Annotated in this window: 18 protein-coding genes; 8 read left to right on the forward strand and 10 right to left on the reverse strand. The window is 65.9% G+C overall.

Features of this window, described 5'->3' with window-relative positions:
• Positions 1–15: 15 nt before the first annotated feature.
• The 3 genes from T8S45_RS10895 (at position 16) to T8S45_RS10905 (ending at position 2,429) form a co-directional block, all read left to right on the forward strand.
• Positions 16–474 carry a DUF2793 domain-containing protein gene (locus T8S45_RS10895; protein WP_322293754.1) on the forward strand — a complete coding sequence of 153 codons (459 nt, stop codon included), beginning with the start codon at positions 16–18 and terminating at the stop codon, positions 472–474.
• 187 nt (positions 475–661) lie between these two features.
• Positions 662–1,771 (forward strand): OmpA family protein, encoded by a 1,110-nt coding sequence (locus T8S45_RS10900; RefSeq protein ID WP_322293755.1) that lies wholly within the window; start codon positions 662–664, stop codon positions 1,769–1,771.
• 130 nt (positions 1,772–1,901) lie between these two features.
• Complete coding sequence (locus T8S45_RS10905) at positions 1,902–2,429, forward strand: superoxide dismutase family protein (RefSeq protein ID WP_322293756.1); 528 nt, start codon at positions 1,902–1,904, stop codon at positions 2,427–2,429.
• Between the two features lie 18 nt (positions 2,430–2,447).
• On the opposite strand, the gene T8S45_RS10910 is transcribed toward T8S45_RS10905, so the two are convergent.
• The 6 genes from T8S45_RS10910 to T8S45_RS10935 form a co-directional block, all read right to left on the reverse strand.
• On the reverse strand, positions 2,448–4,094 hold the full coding sequence (locus T8S45_RS10910) for an MFS transporter (protein ID WP_188642753.1): 1,647 nt from the start codon (positions 4,092–4,094) through the stop codon (positions 2,448–2,450).
• Positions 4,095–4,108: 14 nt separating this feature from the next.
• Positions 4,109–4,792, reverse strand: coding sequence for a 7-cyano-7-deazaguanine synthase QueC (gene queC, locus T8S45_RS10915; protein WP_322293757.1), 684 nt, complete (start codon positions 4,790–4,792; stop codon positions 4,109–4,111).
• A 35-nt stretch (positions 4,793–4,827) separates the two neighbouring features.
• Positions 4,828–5,736 carry an Hsp33 family molecular chaperone HslO gene (gene hslO, locus T8S45_RS10920; protein ID WP_322293758.1) on the reverse strand — a complete coding sequence of 303 codons (909 nt, stop codon included), beginning with the start codon at positions 5,734–5,736 and terminating at the stop codon, positions 4,828–4,830.
• A 17-nt stretch (positions 5,737–5,753) separates the two neighbouring features.
• A complete protein-coding gene (gene argF, locus T8S45_RS10925; RefSeq protein WP_322293759.1) occupies positions 5,754–6,683 on the reverse strand; it encodes an ornithine carbamoyltransferase in 930 nt (309 codons plus the stop codon).
• Complete coding sequence (locus tag T8S45_RS10930) at positions 6,683–7,870, reverse strand: aspartate aminotransferase family protein (protein ID WP_322293760.1); 1,188 nt, start codon at positions 7,868–7,870, stop codon at positions 6,683–6,685. The genes argF and T8S45_RS10930 overlap by 1 nt, the downstream gene beginning before the upstream one ends.
• A 119-nt stretch (positions 7,871–7,989) precedes the next feature.
• Positions 7,990–8,790, reverse strand: a complete 801-nt coding sequence (locus tag T8S45_RS10935) for a cold-shock protein (RefSeq protein ID WP_322293761.1) — start codon at positions 8,788–8,790, stop codon at positions 7,990–7,992.
• A 266-nt stretch (positions 8,791–9,056) separates the two neighbouring features.
• Between T8S45_RS10935 and T8S45_RS10940 the strand changes: the two genes are divergently transcribed.
• Positions 9,057–9,476, forward strand: a complete 420-nt coding sequence (locus T8S45_RS10940) for a protein tyrosine phosphatase family protein (RefSeq protein WP_322293762.1) — start codon at positions 9,057–9,059, stop codon at positions 9,474–9,476.
• 10 nt (positions 9,477–9,486) lie between these two features.
• Here the strand turns inward: T8S45_RS10940 and T8S45_RS10945 are convergent, their stop codons facing one another.
• Complete coding sequence (locus T8S45_RS10945; RefSeq protein WP_322293763.1) at positions 9,487–10,926, reverse strand: amidohydrolase; 1,440 nt, start codon at positions 10,924–10,926, stop codon at positions 9,487–9,489.
• Between the two features lie 81 nt (positions 10,927–11,007).
• Here T8S45_RS10945 and T8S45_RS10950 point away from each other — a divergent pair, with 81 nt between their 5' ends.
• From T8S45_RS10950 to T8S45_RS10960, 3 genes are read left to right on the forward strand one after another with little or no spacing between them, the layout of a single operon-like run.
• A complete protein-coding gene (locus tag T8S45_RS10950) occupies positions 11,008–11,409 on the forward strand; it encodes a hypothetical protein (protein ID WP_188642760.1) in 402 nt (133 codons plus the stop codon).
• A gap of 12 nt (positions 11,410–11,421) precedes the next feature.
• The gene (locus T8S45_RS10955) at positions 11,422–12,339 is read left to right on the forward strand and encodes a sterol desaturase family protein (protein ID WP_188642761.1); all 918 of its coding nucleotides are present in this window, start codon (positions 11,422–11,424) and stop codon (positions 12,337–12,339) included.
• A gap of 35 nt (positions 12,340–12,374) precedes the next feature.
• The gene (locus tag T8S45_RS10960) at positions 12,375–13,961 is read left to right on the forward strand and encodes a GMC family oxidoreductase (protein ID WP_322293764.1); all 1,587 of its coding nucleotides are present in this window, start codon (positions 12,375–12,377) and stop codon (positions 13,959–13,961) included.
• A 63-nt stretch (positions 13,962–14,024) separates the two neighbouring features.
• Here the strand turns inward: T8S45_RS10960 and T8S45_RS10965 are convergent, their stop codons facing one another.
• The 3 genes from T8S45_RS10965 to T8S45_RS10975 form a co-directional block, all read right to left on the reverse strand.
• Entirely contained in the window at positions 14,025–14,720 is a 696-nt protein-coding gene (locus T8S45_RS10965) for an endonuclease/exonuclease/phosphatase family protein (protein ID WP_322293765.1), read from the reverse strand.
• Between the two features lie 35 nt (positions 14,721–14,755).
• Complete coding sequence (locus tag T8S45_RS10970; protein WP_322293766.1) at positions 14,756–16,288, reverse strand: peptide chain release factor 3; 1,533 nt, start codon at positions 16,286–16,288, stop codon at positions 14,756–14,758.
• A 68-nt stretch (positions 16,289–16,356) separates the two neighbouring features.
• On the reverse strand, positions 16,357–16,968 hold the full coding sequence (locus T8S45_RS10975) for a TetR/AcrR family transcriptional regulator (protein WP_188642765.1): 612 nt from the start codon (positions 16,966–16,968) through the stop codon (positions 16,357–16,359).
• Between the two features lie 112 nt (positions 16,969–17,080).
• Between T8S45_RS10975 and T8S45_RS10980 the strand changes: the two genes are divergently transcribed.
• Complete coding sequence (locus T8S45_RS10980) at positions 17,081–19,462, forward strand: TonB-dependent receptor (RefSeq protein ID WP_322293767.1); 2,382 nt, start codon at positions 17,081–17,083, stop codon at positions 19,460–19,462.
• Positions 19,463–19,474 lie beyond the last annotated feature (12 nt).

Below are 19,474 nucleotides of genomic sequence, written 5' to 3' on the forward strand. Positions count from 1 at the left end.
CTCTGGAGGCCCCCGATGACCGATCCACTCACCTTTGCCGATTCCAGTCCGCGCTGGTCGCTCCCGCTGCTGTTCGCCGGGCAGGCCCAGAAAGAGATCTTCGTCAACGAAGCGCTCGCCCGACTCGACGCGCTGCTTCATGCGGTGGTCGAGGGTGAGGCCGCCACCCCGCCCGCTTCGCCGGTGGAAGGCGAGGCCTGGATCGTCGGGTCGGGCGCCTCGGGAGCATGGCTAGGGCAGGATGGCACGCTCGCCTGCCGCCAGAGCGGACAATGGCTGTTCCTCGCGCCAACCGAAGGGATGCTCGCCTTCGATCGCGGGGCCGGACAACGCCGCCTTTTTAGCGGAGGCTGGAGCGCCGCACCCACTGTTCCGGCGGCCACCGGCGGCACGACAATCGACACCGAAGCCCGCGCGGCGATCGGGGCCATTGTTGCAGCATTGTCACACTATGGATTGATCTCGGAAAGTTGAGGAACGCGATCCCCTTCGTGCGGTTATTCCCCAGTCCGCCCGGGCAACCGGAGACACGATGGACGGAATCGGCGGGAAACCGCGTTGTTTGTGCAACACCCGGTCCGTTTGTCTGCTTGCGTCGGCAATTTTATGTCGATAGTAAGACGGCTGCTCGGTGGCAATAATCGCTAAAGGGGAATATTAAATGCGTAAACTTGTAATAGGGATGGCGATGGCTTCCACTGCCCTCGCGACGCCTTCGATGGCGCGCGACGGTGCGTGGTATGTCGGCATCGACGGCGGCGTTTCGCTGTTCGAAGATCTCGACATCGCCGCAACGCCCGCAGCAGCTGGTGCCGGCTACACTGCCGATGCCGACCATGAATATGGCTACGATTTCGGCGGCCGTGTCGGCTACGATTTCGGTGCGTTCCGTCTCGAAGCGGAAGCCAGCTATCGTGGCGCCGATCCGGACACGATCCGCGTCGCCGGCGTGACCTACGACGGTACCGTTGTTGGCACGGAACCGGCTGGCGACACCGAATCGCTCAGCTTCATGCTCAACGGCCTGCTCGACTTCGGCCCCGATGACGGCCTCCAGGGCTATGTCGGTGGTGGTGTCGGTATCGCCCGTACCAGTGTCGACGTCGCTACGGTCCTCACCGGCCAGCTCGTCGATGACAGCGATTCGGGCTTCGCCTGGCAGATCCTTGCCGGCGTCCGCGCTCCGCTGACCGACAGCATCGACGTCGGCCTGCGCTATCGCTTCTTCAACCACGACAACGTTGACCTCGTGGCGACCAACGGCGACGCCCTGGCGACCGAGCTGCGCACGCACAGCTTGATGGGCAGCTTCATCTTCAACTTCGGTGGCGCGGAAGCTCCGCCTCCGCCCCCGCCGCCCCCGCCGCCCCCGCCGCCTCCGCCTCCGCCGCCGCCGCCCCCGCCTCCGCCGCCGCCTCCGCCGCCGGCAGTGTGCAACACGGGTCCGTACATCGTGTTCTTCGAGTGGGATCAGTCCGATCTTACCGCCGATGCACAGGGCGTGCTCAACCAGGCTGTCAGCGCCTATCGCAACTGCGGTACCGCGACTGTCATGCTGGCGGGTCACACCGACACCTCGGGTACGCAGGCCTACAACATGGGTCTCGCCGAGCGTCGTAACGACTCGGTTCGTGCTTACCTCAGTGCCAATGGCATCCCGGGTGGCCGGATCACCAGCGAAGCCTTCGGCGAAACGCAGCTGCGCGTTCCGACCGCGGACGGTGTCCGCGAGCTTCAGAACCGCCGCGTGGAAATCAAGTACGCGCCGTAAGCGGCACGGATTTGATCCAAAGATCGAGGGGCCGGAGCAATCCGGCCCCTTTTTCGTTGTCCTCTCGAAACCCGCGCACAATCGGCGCGCTGCCTGCTATCTCAGAGCCCATCACGAGAGAGGACCAATCATGACCGCACGCATTCTCGCCACCGTCGCAGCCGCCACCGCACTCACGGGCTGCATGAGCTTCGGCGACGTTCCTACCGCCCGGGTCGGGCAGGCCACGCTGAGCTACGCCAATGGGGCGCCCGCCGGCACGGTCCAATTGCTGGAAAGCGGCAATCGACTGCGCGTCACTGCGGCAGTCGTGGGCGCGCCGGAGGGCGTGCACGGCTTCCACCTGCACCAGACCGGAACTTGCACCCGCCCCGATTTCACGAGCGCAGGCGGACATCTCAATCCCGAAGGCAAGAACCACGGCACGCTCGATCCCGACGGCGCGCATCTCGGCGACCTACCCAACTTGATAGTGGCCGCGGATGGAACCGGGACGATCGACGCAATGCTGAGCGGTGACCGCGCCGACGCGATCGCTGCGATCTTCGATGCCGATGGCACCGCCGTGGTGCTCCACGCCGGGGCCGACGATTACAAGACCGACCCGAGCGGCGACGCTGGCTCGCGGATCGCCTGCGGGGTCGTCTCCCCGACCTGATCGGCCGGGGTGCGGCGTCTAGTTCCCGACCTGCTCGCCCGCCTCGCGCGCGCGCTCGATCAGGGTCGCGCCCGCGGCGGGAACGAGCTTGAGCGCCGCGAACAGCAGCACCAGCCCGAACGGTACTGCGATCAGCGTCGACAGCACGCCCAGCGAGAGATCGTCTCCGTTGGTGGCCGAAACGTAGCCGGCCATGAACGGGCCGAGCCCGAGGCCGATCAGCGTGGTCGAGAGAAAGAAGGTCGCGGTCGCTAGCCCCCGCATGCGCGGCAGCACCAGCGCCTGGCTCGAAGCGGCCGCCGCACCCAGCGCCGAGGCGCTGAGCATCTGCGCGAAGAAGCTCGCGACGTAGAACACCGGCAGGCTCGCTGTGGTGTAGGCGATCCAGATCGCCGGGATGGGCACGACGAGGCCGAACAGGATCACCCAGACACGCCCGTTCTCGCGCCGCTCGAGCAGGAAGTCCGCGATCCGCCCGCCGAGGATCACGCCGAGGAAACCGGCGACCGCCGACGGCGCGCCGAGGAACCAGCCGAGATCGGACTTGTCCGCACCCAGTGCACGTTCGGCATAGGGTGCGCCCCAATAGCTCGCCGAATAGGCCATGAAGGCGACCGTGCCGTAGCCGAGTACGACGCACAGGAAGGCCGGCGATCCCCAGGTCAGGCGGAAGGTAGGCAGGTCGCGCGCCTTCAAACCCATCGCCCAGCTGAATACGGCGTAGTAGCCGACCCCGAGGAACAGCCACTGGTCCGAAATGAAGCCGGGCATGCCGAAGGCCGACATGAGCGCCGAGCCCGATGGCACGGCTTGCGAAAGCGCCCACGCGAGCACGCCGAAGCCGACAAGCCCGGCGAGGTTTATGACCAGTGCCGAAGTTCCGCGCGAGGCGGCGCCGAAGATGGTGAAGGGCGGGATGACCTGAAACAGTTCGCGGAAGAAACCGCGGAACGGCTGCGGATCCTCGGGCGTCGGCAGGCCGTCGATGGCCCCGCGTACCGGTTCTTTCAGCGTCAGCACCCAGATTGCCAGCAGCAGGCCCGGCAGGCCGACCGCAACGAAGGCCGCTTGCCAACCCGCGAGGCCCAGCGGCCCGCCATCGGGATAGGCGGCGTTCCAGTTCTCGACGATAAGCCCGCCGATCAGCAGCGAGATGCCGCCGCCGATGTAAAGGCCCGAGGAATAGATCGACAGCGCCGTGGCGCGCAGCCGCGCCGGAAACCAATCCGAGATCAGTGAATAGGCCGAGGGGCTCGCGGTCGCCTCGCCCACGCCCACGCCGATCCGCGCTACGGTGAGCGTGGCGGCGTTCTTGGCGAAGCCCGACAGTGCCGTCATCGTCGACCATAGCGCGAGGCCCAGCGCCATCAGCCTCGTGCGTTTCCAGCTGTCGGCGAGGCGCCCGAGCGGGATGCCGAACAGGGCGTAAAACACCGCGAAGGCGGTGCCGTAGAGAAAGCCTAGGTAATCGTCTTCGACATTGAGGTCGGCCTTGATGTCGTTGGCGAGGATCGAGAGGATCTGCCGGTCGACGAAATTGAGGACGTAGACCAGCACGAGGACGCCGAGCGCGTACCAGCTATAGGCCGGCACCTTGTCCTGGGCACCCTTCGGCGCAGGCGCGGTTGCCGGCGCCATCGCCGGATCACGTGTGTCTTCGGCCATTATTTCCCTCCCGATCAAACCGCGTAATGCGTTGTATCCTCAATCCCGGCTTCGTCCATCCCCGCCTTGCGCAATCGGCAGGAATCGCATTCGCCGCAAGCCGCGCCGTCGGGCTGCGGATCGTAGCACGACCAGCTTATCGCCGGGTCGAGCCCGAGCCGCGCGGCTTCGGCGGCGATCTGCGCCTTGGTAAGATGCTGCAATGGTGCATGGAGCGTGAAGTGCTCGCCCTGGTCGCCCGCCTTGGTTGCGATCTGCGCGAGCCGTTCGAATCCGTCGATGAATTCGGGACGGCAATCGGGGTAGCCCGAATAATCGAGCGCGTTGACGCCGATATAGATGTCGCGCCCGCCGAGCGCCTCGGCCCAGCTCAGCGCGAGCGATAAGAACAGCAGGTTGCGCGCGGGCACGTAGGTGACGGGAATCTCCTCGCCGACGCCTTCCTTCGGCACCTCGATATCGGCGGTCAGCGCCGACCCGCCGAACAGTCGCATGTCGAGAGGGACGACTTGATGGTCGTTGATGTCGAGGTGCCGCGCAATCGCCTTCGATGCCTCGATCTCGACCCGGTGCCGCTGCCCGTAATCGACCGTCAACGCGTGCACTACGTACCCCGCTTCCTGCGCGATCGCGGCGCAGACCATCGAATCGAGTCCTCCCGAAAGCAGGACGACAGCGTGTTTGGCAGGACCGGTCATGACACCCGGCTAATGGGGCGAGCGTCGCTTGGCAATCAGCCGAGTTCGGCCGGGTCGATCGCGAAGCGCTTCGAGCAGAACGCGCAATCTACACCGATTGCGCCGTCATCGCCGACCATTTCCGCGCGCTCGTCTGCCGGGAAGCGCGACAGCACGGTACGGTAATGCTCGATCGTGCAGCGGCAGCCGCGCGCGAGCGCCGGTCCCTTCTCGACCCGCACCTCGTCCTCCTCGTGGAACAACCGCCACAGCAGGGCTTCCTGCGAGATCTGCGGATCGAGCAGTTCGGCGTGGGTCAGGCTGCCCGCCATCACGGCGACATGCTCCCATTCGGGATGGTCGAGCCGGACATGCAACCGCTCGCGCCCTTCCTCGCCTTCGGGCAGATGCTGGACGAGGAACCCGCCGGCAACGCAGCCCTGGTCACCCGAACGCGTCGCGACCCGGATCAGGGTCGGCAGCTGTTCGGACTGTCGGAAATAGGATTCACAGGCCTCGGCGAGGGAATCCCCTTCGAGCGGGACGATCCCTTGGTAGCGCTGGCGTTGCTTTCCGACCTCGAAGGTTATCGCCAGGAAGCCCTCGCCGAACAATGCCGCTAGCGAGGGGTTGCTGCCCAGCGCGGCGACCGCTGCCGGGTCGTGATCGACATAGCCGCGCACCTCGCCGCCCCGGTAGTCGCACACCAGCAACGCGACCGCGCCATCCTTGGTCTGCGCCTGCATCGTCAGCTGATCGCTTTCGCCCTTGAGCAGCGAGCCTATCAGCGCGACGAGCGTCAGCGCTTCGGCAAGCAGGTGGGTGATCGGGGCAGGATATGCATGTGCGGAAAGCACCGTGTCGAGCACCGGGCCGAGCCGCACCATACGGCCGCGCGCGTGGCGTTCGGGAATGGTGAAGGTCAGGACGCGATCGAACCCCGTCTCGCCGTTTTCGATCAACATGTTTTCAGGGCTCTCGCTCATAGCTGGTCGAAGCACCAGCGGAGGATCGATTTCTGCGCGTGGATACGGTTTTCCGCTTCGTCGAAGACGATCGATTGCGGGCCCTCGAACACATCTTCGCTGACCTCGTCGCCGACATGCGCGGGCAGGCAATGCAGGAACACCGCGTTGTCGTTCGCACGCGCCATCAGCGCCGCGTCCACCCGGTAGGGCTCCATCGCCGCGAGCTTGGCCTCCGCATGCTCCTGCCCCATCGACACCCAGGTATCGGTGACGAGGACGTCAGCGCCATCAGCGGCAGCTCCGGCATCGCCGGTAAGCGTGATCGTCACGCCCTTCTCGCGGGCGGCGGCGACGAAGCCTTCGTCAGCCTCATAGCCCTCCGGCGTGGCGATTCGCAGGTTGAACTTCATCAGCCCCGCCGCCTCGATGATCGAGTTGAGAACATTGTTACCGTCGCCGAACCATGCGACCTCGAGTCCCGGCAGTTGCTTCCCGTGCTCGACCAGCGTCAGCAGGTCGGCGACGATCTGGCAGGGGTGCGAGCGATCGGTCAGGCCGTTGATCACGGGGACGCTCGCGAAACGGGCCATCTCCTCCACCTTGGCGTGATCGTCGGTGCGAAGCATGATCGCGTCCGCCATCCGGCTCAGCACCCGCGCAGTATCGGCGATGCTTTCGCCGCGACCGAGCTGGCTCGAGGCGCTGTCGAGCACGAAGGCGCTGCCGCCGAGTTGGCGCATGCCGATGTCGAAACTCACGCGGGTGCGGGTCGAGTTCTTCTCGAACACCATGGCGAGCACATGCCCGTCGAGCGGCGCGTCGCTGTCGACGCGCCCCCTGGGCCAGCCCGCCCGTGCTTCCTTGCGATCGATCGCGTCGCCGATCATCGCCGCGATCGCGTCTCCGCCCGCGTCCCCGAGATCGAGGAAATGGCGAGCCCCCATCAGTCTTCCGGGATCTCGTAACTCGCCGCGCCGGCGGAGAGCTTGTCGAAGAATTCGTCGATCTCGGCGTCGCCGATAACCAGCGGGGGCAGCACCCGCAGCGTCTGGTCGCCCGCGGCCACGGTCAGCAGCTGGTGGTTGTCTCGCAGGTGCTGGAAGAACGGCCGGCTCTCGACCTTCATGCGGATGCCGAGCATCAGCCCGCGCCCGCGGACGAAGTCGAACAATTCGGGATAATTTCCGATGAACTGTTCGAGCCGGCTGCGGATCCGCTCGCCCTTCTCGCGCACTTCGGCGAGGAATTCGTCGTTCGCGACCGCTTCCATCACCGCCATGCCCGCCGCCATCGCGAGCGGGTTGCCGCCATAGGTCGAGCCGTGGGTTCCGAAGGTCATGCCCCGCGCGGCCTTTTCGGTCGCGAGGCAGGCGCCGAGCGGGAAGCCGCCGCCAATCCCCTTGGCGGTGGCGAGGATGTCGGGCTCGATGCCGTATTGCTCGTAAGCGTAGAGCGTGCCGGTGCGCGCGACGCCGCACTGGACTTCGTCGAGCACGAGCATGAGATCGTGTTCGTCGCACAGCGCCCGCAGGCCCTGCAGGAATTCTTCGGACGCGGGGCGGATGCCGCCCTCGCCCTGGATCGGTTCGACGAGGAAGCCAGCGGTGTGCGGCCCCATCTGCGCCTTGGCGCTCTCGAGGTCGTCAAACTCGGCATATTTGAACCCGGCGAGCATCGGGTAGAACCCCTTGTGCATCTTCTCCTGGTTCGAGGCGCTGATCGTCGCCATCGTGCGACCGTGGAAGGCGTTCTTGAAGGTGATCAGCTCGTAGCGTTCCTCGTTCCCGGCGTGCTGGTGATAGGCGCGCGCGGTCTTGATCGCGGTCTCGACCGCCTCCGCTCCGGAATTGGTAAAGAAGGCGGTGTGGGCAAAAGTGTGATCGACCAGCTTCTGCGCCAGCGCCTCGCCCTGCGGGCTGCCATAGAGGTTGGAGACGTGCATCAGCGTCGCGGCTTGGCGCTGGATCGCGCCGATCAGGCCTTCGTGGCTGTGGCCGAGCAGGTTGACCGCGATCCCGCTGGCAAAATCGAGATAGCGCGTACCGTCTTCGTCGATCAAATGGCAGTGGTCGCCGCTCACCGGCCGCACGTCGCAGCGAGGATAGACGGGCATCAGCGGGGTGATCGACATGGGTGGCAGGCTCCTCTCACGATTGCGCAAAAGCAAATGGCGGCCCCCTGTGGGACCGCCATTCATGCCTCTAGGCCTGCGCCGCTACGGGGTCAAACCCGCCGTGCAGCGCGATGCGATCAGTCGTTGACGGGCACCAGGTTGACGGCCGAGAACTTGCCGCGGCGATCGACTTCGATATCGAATTCGTAGCGTTCGCCCTCGTCGATCCCCGACAGGCCGGAGCGTTCAATCGCGCTGATGTGAACGAAGGCATCGTCCTTCCCGTCGTCGCGCGTCAGGAAGCCGAAGCCCTTCATCGAATTGAAGAACTTGACCGTGCCGGTCGCCTTCTCGCCGGTCAGCTGGCGCCGCGGAGCCTCGTCGCGGTCGCGCGCCGGGCGCGACTCGACCGGAATCACGTCGCCGACGACCTGGAGATCGGCCGCCGAAACCTTGCCACCGCGATCGACGAGGTTGAATTCGAGTTCCTGGCCCTCGGCCAGCCCTTCGAGACCCGCGCGTTCGACCGCGCTGATGTGCACGAACACGTCGTCGCCGCCGGTTTCCTGCTGGATGAAGCCGAAGCCCTTCTGCGAATTGAAGAACTTGACCGTGCCCTTGCCGGTGCCGACGACCTGGGCGGGCATGCCGCCGCCGCGCGGGCCACCGCCACTGCCACCGCCGCCACGGAAGCCACCGCCTCCGCCGCCGAAGCCGCCACGATCGCCGCCGCGGTCGTTGAAACCGCCGCCGCCACCACGGTCCTGCCAGCCGCCACCGCCGCCGTATCCGCCGCGATCGCCGCCACCACGGTTGCCGTAGCCGCCGCCACCGCCGCCGCCAAAATCACCACCGCCGCCGAAGGGATCGAAACCTTCTTCGCCGATATTGTCTCGTTTGTCGCGACCTCGTCCCCGACGGCCTTTATCGTAACCCATTAAATCTCAACGCCTTCGTCCTGCCCATAAACTCGCGCAAATCCGGCCCCGGGCTGGGCACGAATCGCATTGGGTAAAGTCACAATCAGGCGTAACCTTCCCCCCAACAAACCCTGTGCATAACTTAACCTTGCACAGAATCCCACTGATATTCGAATTTTGCCTTTGGACAACGTCAATCGTGGCATTTGTGCCGCGCGTCCACACGCTTGATCGAGATCCGGTCACACACCATCTATGCGGGGAATCGCTAGCGAGGAAATTCCATGAGCACGTTCAAGCCCTTGTCCGATACGGTCTTCACCAGCCCCCAGATCGATCCGTCCGACCTCGCCGAAGCTAAGGCGCAGGGCATCACGCTCGTGGTAAACAACCGTCCGGACGACGAAGAGGCCGGGCAGCCGGCAGGTGCCGAGATCGAGGCTGCGGCCAGGACGCTGGGGCTCGATTACGTCGCGATACCCATTTCGGGCACTTTCGAGGCCGCGAAGGTCGACGCGATGCGCGACGCGCTAGCCAAGAACGACGGCAAGACGCTCGCCTTCTGCCGTACGGGCACGCGCTCGGCGCATCTGTGGGGCCTCGCCGAGGCCCGCGATGGCTCCCCGCTCGACGCAATCAAGCAAGCCGGCGCGGACGCCGGATACGATCTCTCCCGCCTCGACGCCCTCCTCGCGCAGCTCTGATCGCGAGGCCCTATTTGCGGTAGTCGAGCGGCGGATCGCGATCGCCGAGCAGCGAGACGTATTCGTAATCCTCGCCCCGCGCGGCATCGAATTCGGCCCGCGCCGCGGCGCGCAGCGCAGGGTCGGTGAACAATTCGGCCGCCATCAGCGCCAGCGCCTTGGCCGCGACCTGCGTGCCCTTGATCCCGATCGAGGAACCGCTCGCGGCAACCGCCTGCCAGCTATGTGCCGAAGTGCCCGGAACCCAGGTCGCGGTGCGCACGCCGACGGTCGGGGTGGCCCAGGACACGTCGCCGACATCGGTCGAGCCGTAGCCGAGCGTGACGTCGTAGGGCTGGATCTCGCCTGCTTCGGCGAGCGGCGGTGCACCCGCGCCCAGCGTCTCGCGGAGCTGCGCGGCGTAGGCGCGCTCTTGTTCGGTGTAGTCGACTCCGCCGACCTCGCGCAGCTTGGCATCCATCACCTTAGCCAACGTTTCGTTGACCAGCAGCGGGTTGTTGCCGTGGATGATCTCCCAGTCGACCGTGGTCCCGGTGCCCATCGCGGCGCCCTTCGCCGTATCCTCGAGCCGGGCCCACAGCGCGCGGACCTCGTCGGCGTCTGAATGTCGCACATAATAGAACACTTCGGCGAAATCGGGGATCACGTTGGGGGCCGCGCCGCCCTCGGTGATCACGTAATGGATGCGCGTGTCCATGCTGGTGTGCTCGCGCATCATGTTGACCATCATGTTCATCGCCTCGACCCCGTCGAGCGCGCTGCGCCCGCGCTCGGGCGCGCCGGCGGCGTGGGCCGACACACCGCGAAAGCGGAACTTGGCCGAACGGTTGGCGAGGCTGGTGCGCGCCGCCGCGCTGTTCTCGTCGCCGGCATGCCAGTGCAAGGCGATGTCGACATCGTCGAACAGGCCCGCGCGGGTCATGTAGACCTTGCCCGAACCGCCCTCCTCGGCCGGGGTCCCGTAGAGCCGGACGCGGCCCGGCGTGCCGGTCGCCTCGAGCCATTGCGCGGTGGCGATGGCCGCGGTGAGCGAGCCGGCGGCGAAGAGGTTGTGCCCGCAGGCATGGCCAGCGCCGAGTTCAGATGGCTCACGCGTCGGCGAGGCCGTCTGGCTGATCCCCGGCAGCGCGTCGTATTCGGCGAGGATCGCGATCACCGGCCCGCCCGATCCGAATTCGGCGGTGAACGCGGTCGGGATGTCGGCCACCCCTTCCTCGATCCGGAAGCCCGCCTCGCGCAATTGCGATTTGAGCAGATCGGCGGAGCGCTCTTCCTGGTAACCCAGTTCGGCCCATTGCCAGATCTGCAACGCGGTTTCCTGCGTGCGCGCGAATTCAGCCTCGACCAGCGCGGCCGGATCGGGGGCGGCCTCCTGCGCCTGGGCATCTGCGATAGGCGCGATCGCGGGCGTGGCGAGTAATATCGCCGCGGCGACGGTGAATGGTTTCATCGGCTGCTTCTCCCTTTGGCCCATTACCTGCCCCACCACGCGCCACTTGGAAAGCCCCCGGAGATTGGGCAGAGAAGGCAGATGGATATCCCGCCCACCCTGCTGCAGTTCGCCGGTTCGCTCGCCGCGATTCTCGCGCTCAGCTGGCTGGTGTGGAAGCTCGACCTGGGCGGCGATGAGCGCATCCGCGACGAGGAGCACGCCCGCCGCCTCGCCGATGAGCAGTTGCACGGCTACGAACCCACGGAAATCGCGATCGACCGGTCGGGCTATGGCGCGATCATGCGCGATGCCACGGGCCGGGTGATGGTGCTGCGGCGCCATGGCGCGCATTTTGCCGGTCGCCTCCTGACCGGCCACGCGACCTGCCGGCTCGACCAGCGCCAGTTGACGATCGGGACCGACGACAAGCGCTTCGGCACGGTCACGCTCGATCTCGGCGACCGCGCCGGCCATTGGGCGGCGAGCCTTCGCCGGTTATAAGGGTCGCCGAGCATGCCCGATCTCAATCCGACCGAACTCGCCGTACCCGGCTTCGTCCTGCTCGTACTGATCGAGATGGTCTGGGCGTGGAAGAAGCGCCCGACCAGCTACGAACCGCGCGATACGCTCACCAGCCTGTCCTTCGGGCTCGGTAGCACGGTGGCGGGGCTGTTGACGGGCGGGTTCTTCCTCGCGCTGTTCCTCGCCGCGTGGGAATATCGCCTGTTCGACATCGGCTGGGTGTGGTGGGCGTGGATCGCCTGTTTCGTGCTCGACGACCTCGCCTATTACTGGATTCATCGCTTCGGCCACCGCGTGCGCTGGTTCTGGGCCAGCCATGTGAACCACCATTCCTCCCAGCACTACAATCTCAGCACCGCGCTGCGACAGACCTGGACCGGGTTTCTGACGCTCGGATTTGCCTTCAAGCTGCCGCTCGTCCTGCTCGGCTTCCACCCGGTGATGATCGTGATCTGCGGCGGCTTCAACCTGATCTACCAGTTCTGGATCCATACCGAGGCGATAGGCAAGATGCCGCGCTGGTTCGAGGCGGTGATGAACACGCCGAGCCATCATCGCGTCCACCACGCGACCAATCCGCGCTATCTCGACCGCAATTACGCGGGCGTCTTCATCGTCTGGGACAGGATGTTCGGCACCTTCGAGGAGGAACGCCCCGAAGAGGAGGACATCCGTTACGGCATCGTCAAACAGCTCGGCAGCTTCAACCTGCTATGGGCGGTGTTCCACGAATGGATCGGGATCGTGCAGGATATGTGGCGCGCGCCGTGGAAGCACAAACTGTCCTACCTGCTGCGCCCGCCCGGCTGGACGCATGACGGCAGTCGCGAGACCTCTGACCAGATTCGCGCGCGCTGGCAGGCCCGGCATCCCGAAGGACATGACAAGTCGGGCGTTGCCGAGACTTAATCGCGCGCTTAAACCTTCTTCTAGAGGAGAGGGTTTTGGACACATTCGATATCATCGTCGTGGGTGGCGGCAGCGCGGGAAGCGCGGTTGCCGCGCGGCTGGCCGAGGATCGCGACCGCAGCGTGTGCCTGCTCGAGGCGGGCCCGCGCAACAACGACTGGCGCGTGCGCACGCCGGGCATGATGCCGTTCCTGCGCGGATCGCAGAACTACCGTTACGACACGGTCCCGCAGAAAGGGTTGAACGGTCGCGTCGGCTACCAGCCGCGCGGACGCGGGCTCGGCGGGTCGTCGGCGATCAATGCGATGATCTACATCCGCGGCAACAAGTGGGATTACGACAATTGGGCGCAGCTCGGGTGCGACGGCTGGGCCTATGAAGATGTGCTGCCCTATTTCAGGCGCAGCGAGCACAATGTCCGCGGAGAAAGCGAATATCACGGCGGCAGCGGGCCGCTCTACGTGTCGGACCAGCTCTGGCCCAACCCGGCGAGCCGCCATTTCGTCGAGGCCGCCGCCGCGCTCCAGATGCCCGAGACGCGCGATTTCAACGGCGAGCGACAGGAAGGCTTCGGGCTCTACCAGGTCACGCAGAAAAACGGCGAGCGCTGCTCGGCTGCGCGGGCCTATATCGAGCCTCGCCGCGAGCAGGACAATCTCGATATCCGCACCGGCGTGCTGGTCGAGAAACTGGTGATCGAGGACGGTCGGGTCACCGGGGTCGCGATCAAGCGCGGCTTCCGGCGCGAAGTGGTGAGGGCGCGCGGCGGCGTAGTGCTGTCGGCCGGCGCGTTCAACTCTCCGCAGATCCTGATGCTATCAGGGATCGGCCCCGCCGATCACCTGCGCGAACACGGGATCGCGGTGGTCGACGACAGGCCCGCCGTCGGTTCGGACCTGCAGGACCATATCGATTACGTCTCGAGCTGGGAGACCGACAGCCACGTACCGATCGGCGATTCGCGCGAAGGCACGGTGCGCACGCTGAAGGCGATGCTCGAACACCGCCGCCACAAGACCGGCATGATGACCACGCCCTATGCCGAAAGCGGCGGGTTCTGGACCGTCACCGACGGCGCGCCGGCCCCCGATATCCAGTGGCATTTCGTCCCCGCCATGCTCGAGGATCACGGACGCGAAAAGGTGAAGGGGCATGGTTTCTCGCTTCACGCCTGCGTGCTGCGCCCCGAAAGCCGCGGCATGGTGCGGCTGGCGAGCGACCGGGCGAAGGACGCCCCCGCGATCGATCCCAATTTCCTCGACGACGAGCGCGACATCGCAACCTTGCGCGCAGGCGTGCGCCTGTCGCATCGGATCGTCGAGGGTGCGGCGCTGCAACGCTACAAGCCACGCGATCGCCATCCGGTCGATCTCGGAGACGACGAGGCGCTCGACGAAATGATCCGCAACCGCGCCGACACCGTCTACCACCCGGTCGGCACCTGCCGGATGGGAAGCGACGAGGACAGCGTGGTCGATCCGAAGCTCAAGGCGCGCGGGGTCGACGGGCTGTGGATCGCCGATGCCTCGATCATGCCGCGGCTGATCTCGGGCAACACCAATGCGCCGAGCATCATGATCGGCGAGAGGTGCGCGGATTTCGTGCGGGAAGCCTTGGGTTGAATTTCTCGACCGGGTGACGCCGGCGCGGTGGCGTCTCCATGCCGCCCCGGTTCCCCATCACACTCAAACCAGCTCGATCTCCGCGACGATCGGCAGGTGGTCCGAGGCCTGAAGCGACAATTCGCTCAGGTGCACATGGGTCGAGCGGCAGTGCCATTCGGGCGAAATTACTATCCGGTCGAGGCAGGCGATCGGACGGCGGGTGGGGAAGGTCGGGCCGGTCTGGCAGACGTGCCAGGGCCCCTCGAATTCCTGCATCGCCCCGCTGCGGTCGCCCCACTGGTTGAAATCGCCCATCAGCACCGCGGGCGGATCGCCGTCGCTGTCGGCAAGATGGTTGAGCACGGTACGGATCTGCTGGCGACGGCGCAGGCCCGATAGGTCGAGATGCATGCCGATCACGCGCACGGTGGCCTCGCCGACGTGGAAATCGGCGCGCACCGCGCCGCGCGGCTCGAGCGTGGGTAACTCGACGTTCTTGACCGCCGGCACGCCGTATTCCGGACGCGCGATGATCGCGTTGCCGTGCCAGCCGAGGCTCGGCGTCGCCGGGTTGCAATCGACCGCCTGCCAGCCGGCTTCGAACAGCGCCATCTCGGAGAGGATCGCGTCGCGCGTGCCGAAGCGCTTGTCGGCTTCCTGCAGTGCGACGATATCGGCGTCGATTTCCTTGAGCACCGCCAGGATGCGCTCGGGATCGCGGCGCCGGTCGAGCCCCACTCCCTTGTGAATATTCCAGCTCGCGACGCGGATCTGCATATCCGGTCGAACGGTAACCACCGGTGCGCGGTTCCTCAACGTTCCTTGGTGGCGCTGAAGGTCAGGTCGGGGTGCTTTTCCTGCTGGTAATTCACGTCCCAGGCGCTCTTCGCCATGAACACGAGGTCGCCGTCGCGGTCGCGCGCCAGGTTGGCGCGGTTGAAATCCTCGAACTGGCGGACGCCGTCGTCAGGGCCGGTTACCCAGCGCGCCGTATCGAACGGCGCGGCCTCGAGCGCGGCGTCGACCTTGTATTCGGCCGCCAGCCGCGAGACGAGCACTTCCAATTGCAGCTGGCCGACCACGCCGACGATGTGCTGTGCGCCGAGCTCGGGGTAGAAGACCTGGATCACGCCTTCCTCGGAAAGGTCGTCGAGCGCCTTGCGCAATTGCTTGGTCTTGGTCGGGTCCTTGAGCTGGACGCGGCGCAGGATCTCGGGCGCGAAGTTGGGTAGGCCGGTGAAGCGCACCGTGTCCTTCTCGCTCAGCGTGTCGCCGACACGCAAGGTACCGTGATTGGGAATACCGATGATGTCGCCCGGAAGGGCGGTGTCGGCAATCTCGCGATCCTGCGCGAAGAACATGATTGGCGAGTGCACCGCGATTGGCTTGCCCAGCCCCGAAGGCGTGAGCTTCATGCCGCGCCTGAAGGTCCCGCTCGCCATCCGCATGAACGCGATCCGGTCGCGGTGGTTGGGGTCCATGTTGGCCTGGACCTTGAAGATGAACCCGGTGACCTCGTCGCGGGTCGGTTCGACGAAACCCTCGTCCGAAGGTTGCGGGCGCGGCGGCGGCGCGTATTGCGCCAGCGCCTCGATCAGCTCGGTCACGCCGAAGCTCTTCAGCGCCGAACCGAAATAGACCGGCGTCAGGTCGCCGCTGCGATAGGCGTCGATGTCGAATTCGGGATAGCCGATCTTGGCGAGCTCGATCTCCTCGGCAAAGCGATCGGGGATTTCGGGTTCGCAATCGCGCTTGCCTGCGAATTCCTTCGACGGGCCTTCGGGCCGCGCGACGCAACCGGTGGCAAAATCGAGCACGCCTTCGAACTCGCCGCCCATGCCGACCGGGTAGGCCTGCGGACTGACGTCGAGCGCGAGCATGTCGGCGATCTCGTCGAGCAGTTCGAACACCGGCCGGCCTTCGCGGTCGACCTTGTTGACGAAGGTGATGATCGGCACGCTGCGCAGGCGACAAACCTCGAACAGCTTGCGCGTCTGCGGCTCGATGCCCTTCGCGGCGTCGATCACCATCACGGCGGAATCGACCGCGGTCAGCGTGCGATAGGTATCTTCGGAGAAGTCTTCGTGCCCCGGCGTGTCGAGCAGGTTGAAGGTGATTCCATCACGCTCGAAGGTCATCACCGAGCTCGTCACCGAGATCCCGCGCTGCTGCTCGATCTTCATCCAGTCCGAACGCGCGCGTCGCGCCTGGCCGCGCGCCTTGACTTCGCCGGCGAGATGGATCGCGCCGCCCTGCAGCAGGAGTTTCTCGGTCAGCGTCGTCTTGCCCGCGTCGGGATGCGAGATGATCGCGAAGGTGCGGCGGTTTGAAATGGCGTCGGTCATGATTGCGCCGCGCCGCCTAGCGGGCGCAGCGCCGCAAGGCCAGCGTGAAAAGGGCCAGCGCGAAACGCCTAGCGGGCCAGCCCCTTTGCAATCAGCGCATTGGCGATCCGCGCCACCTCGCCCACCGGGCGGTCCTCGTCCATCACCCCGAATTTGAGGCCGAGGAACACGTTCATCCCCATCAGCGCCCAGGCGTGGACTTCGTCGATGGGGCCGGAGATCGCGCCCTCGGCTGCGGCTTCCTGCAACCGTTCGAGGATACGCGCGGCGGTGCGCTCGTAATGCTCGCGCCAGCTGTCGGGCGCGACGAATTCGGCCTCGTCGATGATGCGATAGATTTCCTTATGGTCGCGGGCGAAGCCGAGGAAGGCCTCGAGCGCGGCGCCTTCGCGCCCGACCGGATCCTCGATCCCGGCGATCGCGGGCGCGACCGCGTCCTTCACCCGGCCCGACATGTCGCGCACCAACGCGCGGAACAGCGCGTCCTTGCTGTCGAAATAGGTGTAGAACGTGCCCAACGCCACGCCCGCGCGCTTGGTGATCGAGACGATCGAGCTTTCGTGAAAGCCCCGCTCGCCGAATTCGGCCTCCGCCGCATCGAGCAGGGCGCGCTGGGTCTTGCGCCCGCGCGCGGTCCGCGGGGTCTTGTCTGCGCTCTTCTCGGCTGCCGCGTCGGCCATCGTCACTCTCCAGGAAACCGGCCCCTGCAATTACAAGTTGAAACCCGGTTCAACTTTCAGCATAAGGACGAACGAGCGGCGGTCAAGCCGCCACGATTGAGGGAGAGGATCAATGAATTTCGCGAGCAAATCGCTGCGCCGCGCGCTGCTGACCGGGATCGCCGCCGCGCCTTTCATGGCTTTCGCAAGCCCCACCGTCGCGCAGGATGCGCAAGGCGAGGACGACAGCGCCACTGAGGCCCAGGGCGAAGTGGTGCCCGAAGGCAATCGCGTGATCGTAACCGCACGCCGCCGCGAGGAACAACTCGTCGACGTGCCGATTGCGATCACCGCCTATTCGGCCGACCAGCTCCAGCTCTCGGGCGCGCAGGACATCACCGAAATCGGCCAGACCACCCCCAACGTCACGCTCGAGCCGTCGCGCGGGACCAATTCGACGCTGTCGGCCTTCATCCGCGGCGTGGGGCAGCAGGATCCGGTGTCGGGCTTCGAACAGGGCGTCGGCATCTATCTCGACGACGTTTACCTCAACCGTCCACAGGCCGCGGTGCTCGACATCTACGATATCGAGCGGATCGAGGTGCTGCGCGGCCCGCAGGGCACGCTCTACGGTCGCAACACCGTCGGCGGCGCGGTCAAGTATGTGAGCCGCAAGATCGACGACGAGCTCTCGATCCGCGGCCGCGCGACCTATGGCGAGTACAACCAGCTCGACGGCGTCGTTTCGATCAGCGGTCCGGTGAGCGGAGACGGTACGCTGCGCCTCGGTGCCGCCGCCGCACGCCTTACGCGCGACGGGTTCGGAACCAACCTCACCACCGGTGAGGACAATTACGACAAGGACATCTGGGCGCTGCGCGTCTCGGGCGAAGTTCACACCGACGGGTTCTTCGCACGCCTCGCGGTCGATACGACCGACGACGATTCGAACGCCCGCGGCGGTACCCGGCTGATCCCCGGCCTGCTCAGCGGCGCGCCAATCCTCGACAATGTCTACGACACCCGCGGCGGGCTGGACGACCCGACGCAGGAAGTGAATTCCTTCGGCGTCGCGCTGTCGATGGAAGCCTATCTCGGCGATTCCGTGACCCTGCGATCGATCAGCGCCTATCGCGACGACGACAGCAATTCGCCGATCGATTTCGACGCCCTGCCGGCGGTAGATCTCGACGTGCCGGCCATCTACGTCAACGACCAGATCAGCCAGGAATTCCAGGTTCTCTACGAAACCGACCGGCTCAACGTGCTGGGCGGGTTCTACTTCCTCGATGCCAATGCGCTGACCGAGTTCGACGTCCGCATCTTCACGACCTTCCCGGGCCTCACCGCCTTCACTTCGGCCAATGTCGAGACCGAGACCTTCGCGGTGTTCGGGGACCTGACTTACGACCTCACCGACCAGCTAAGCCTGTCGGTCGGCGGGCGCTACACTTGGGACGAGCGCAAGGCGACGATCCTGCGCCAGAACTATCTCGGAGGCGGCTCGCCCACCTTCGGCGGCGCGGGCATCCCGTTCGGCGCACCGGGCACCGACTTCATCGGCTCGGCGAGCTTCGAGAAGTTCACCCCGCGTGCCAACCTCGCCTACCAGCCGACCCCTGACATGACGCTCTACGCGTCCTATTCGCAGGGCTTCAAGGGCGGCGGCTTCGACCCGCGCGGCGCGGGCTCCAACGCCCCCGACCTCGACAATGACGGCGTGCGTTCGGACGACGAGATCGCCGCCTTCCTCAGCTTCGCGCCCGAAAGCGTCGACAGCTACGAACTCGGCTACAAGGCCGCGCTGATGGACGGCAATCTCAACCTTGCCGTCGCCGCATTCCGAGCCGATTATACCGATGTCCAGATCCCCGGTTCGGTGGCCTGCACCGTCGGCGGCCTGCCCAGCTTCTGCGGGATCGTGTCGAACGCCGGCAAGGCCCGCTTCCAAGGCTTCGAAGGTGAATTCAACGCGAGTTTCGGGCAGGACTGGTACAATGACGGCAGCCGCATGATCGCGTCCGGCTCGGTCGGCTATATCGACGCCGAATATCTCGAATACATCACCGATATCGGCGGCACGCCGACCGACCTGGCCGAATTCCGCGAAGTGCAGAACACCCCCGAATGGACCGCCAGCGGCACGCTCGCCGCCGAGGCCCCGCTCGGCTCGGGCGAGCTCTATGCCGGTTTCACGCTGAGCTATCGCAGCAAGACCTACCAGTTCGAGATCCCGAACGAATATCTCGACCAGGACGGCTACACGCTGATGGATGCGAGCATCGTCTATCGCAGCGAAGGCAATCGCTGGTCGATCGGGCTCTACGGCAAGAATTTGACCGACGAGCGCTACAAGACCTCCGGCTACACCTTCGTGCGGACCGACCCGGTGACCGGCGCAATCCCGCTGGGTACCAACGGTTTTCCGATCCCGACGCTCGGCCCCGAAGGCACGCTGACTGCGTTCTACGGCGCGCCGCGACAGGTCTTCGTGACGCTGACCTTCGACTACTGATCTCGATCTAGG

Origin of the sequence: Pseudoblastomonas marina (assembly GCF_034374265.1) — a bacterium.
GTDB lineage: Bacteria > Pseudomonadota > Alphaproteobacteria > Sphingomonadales > Sphingomonadaceae > Alteriqipengyuania_A > Alteriqipengyuania_A marina.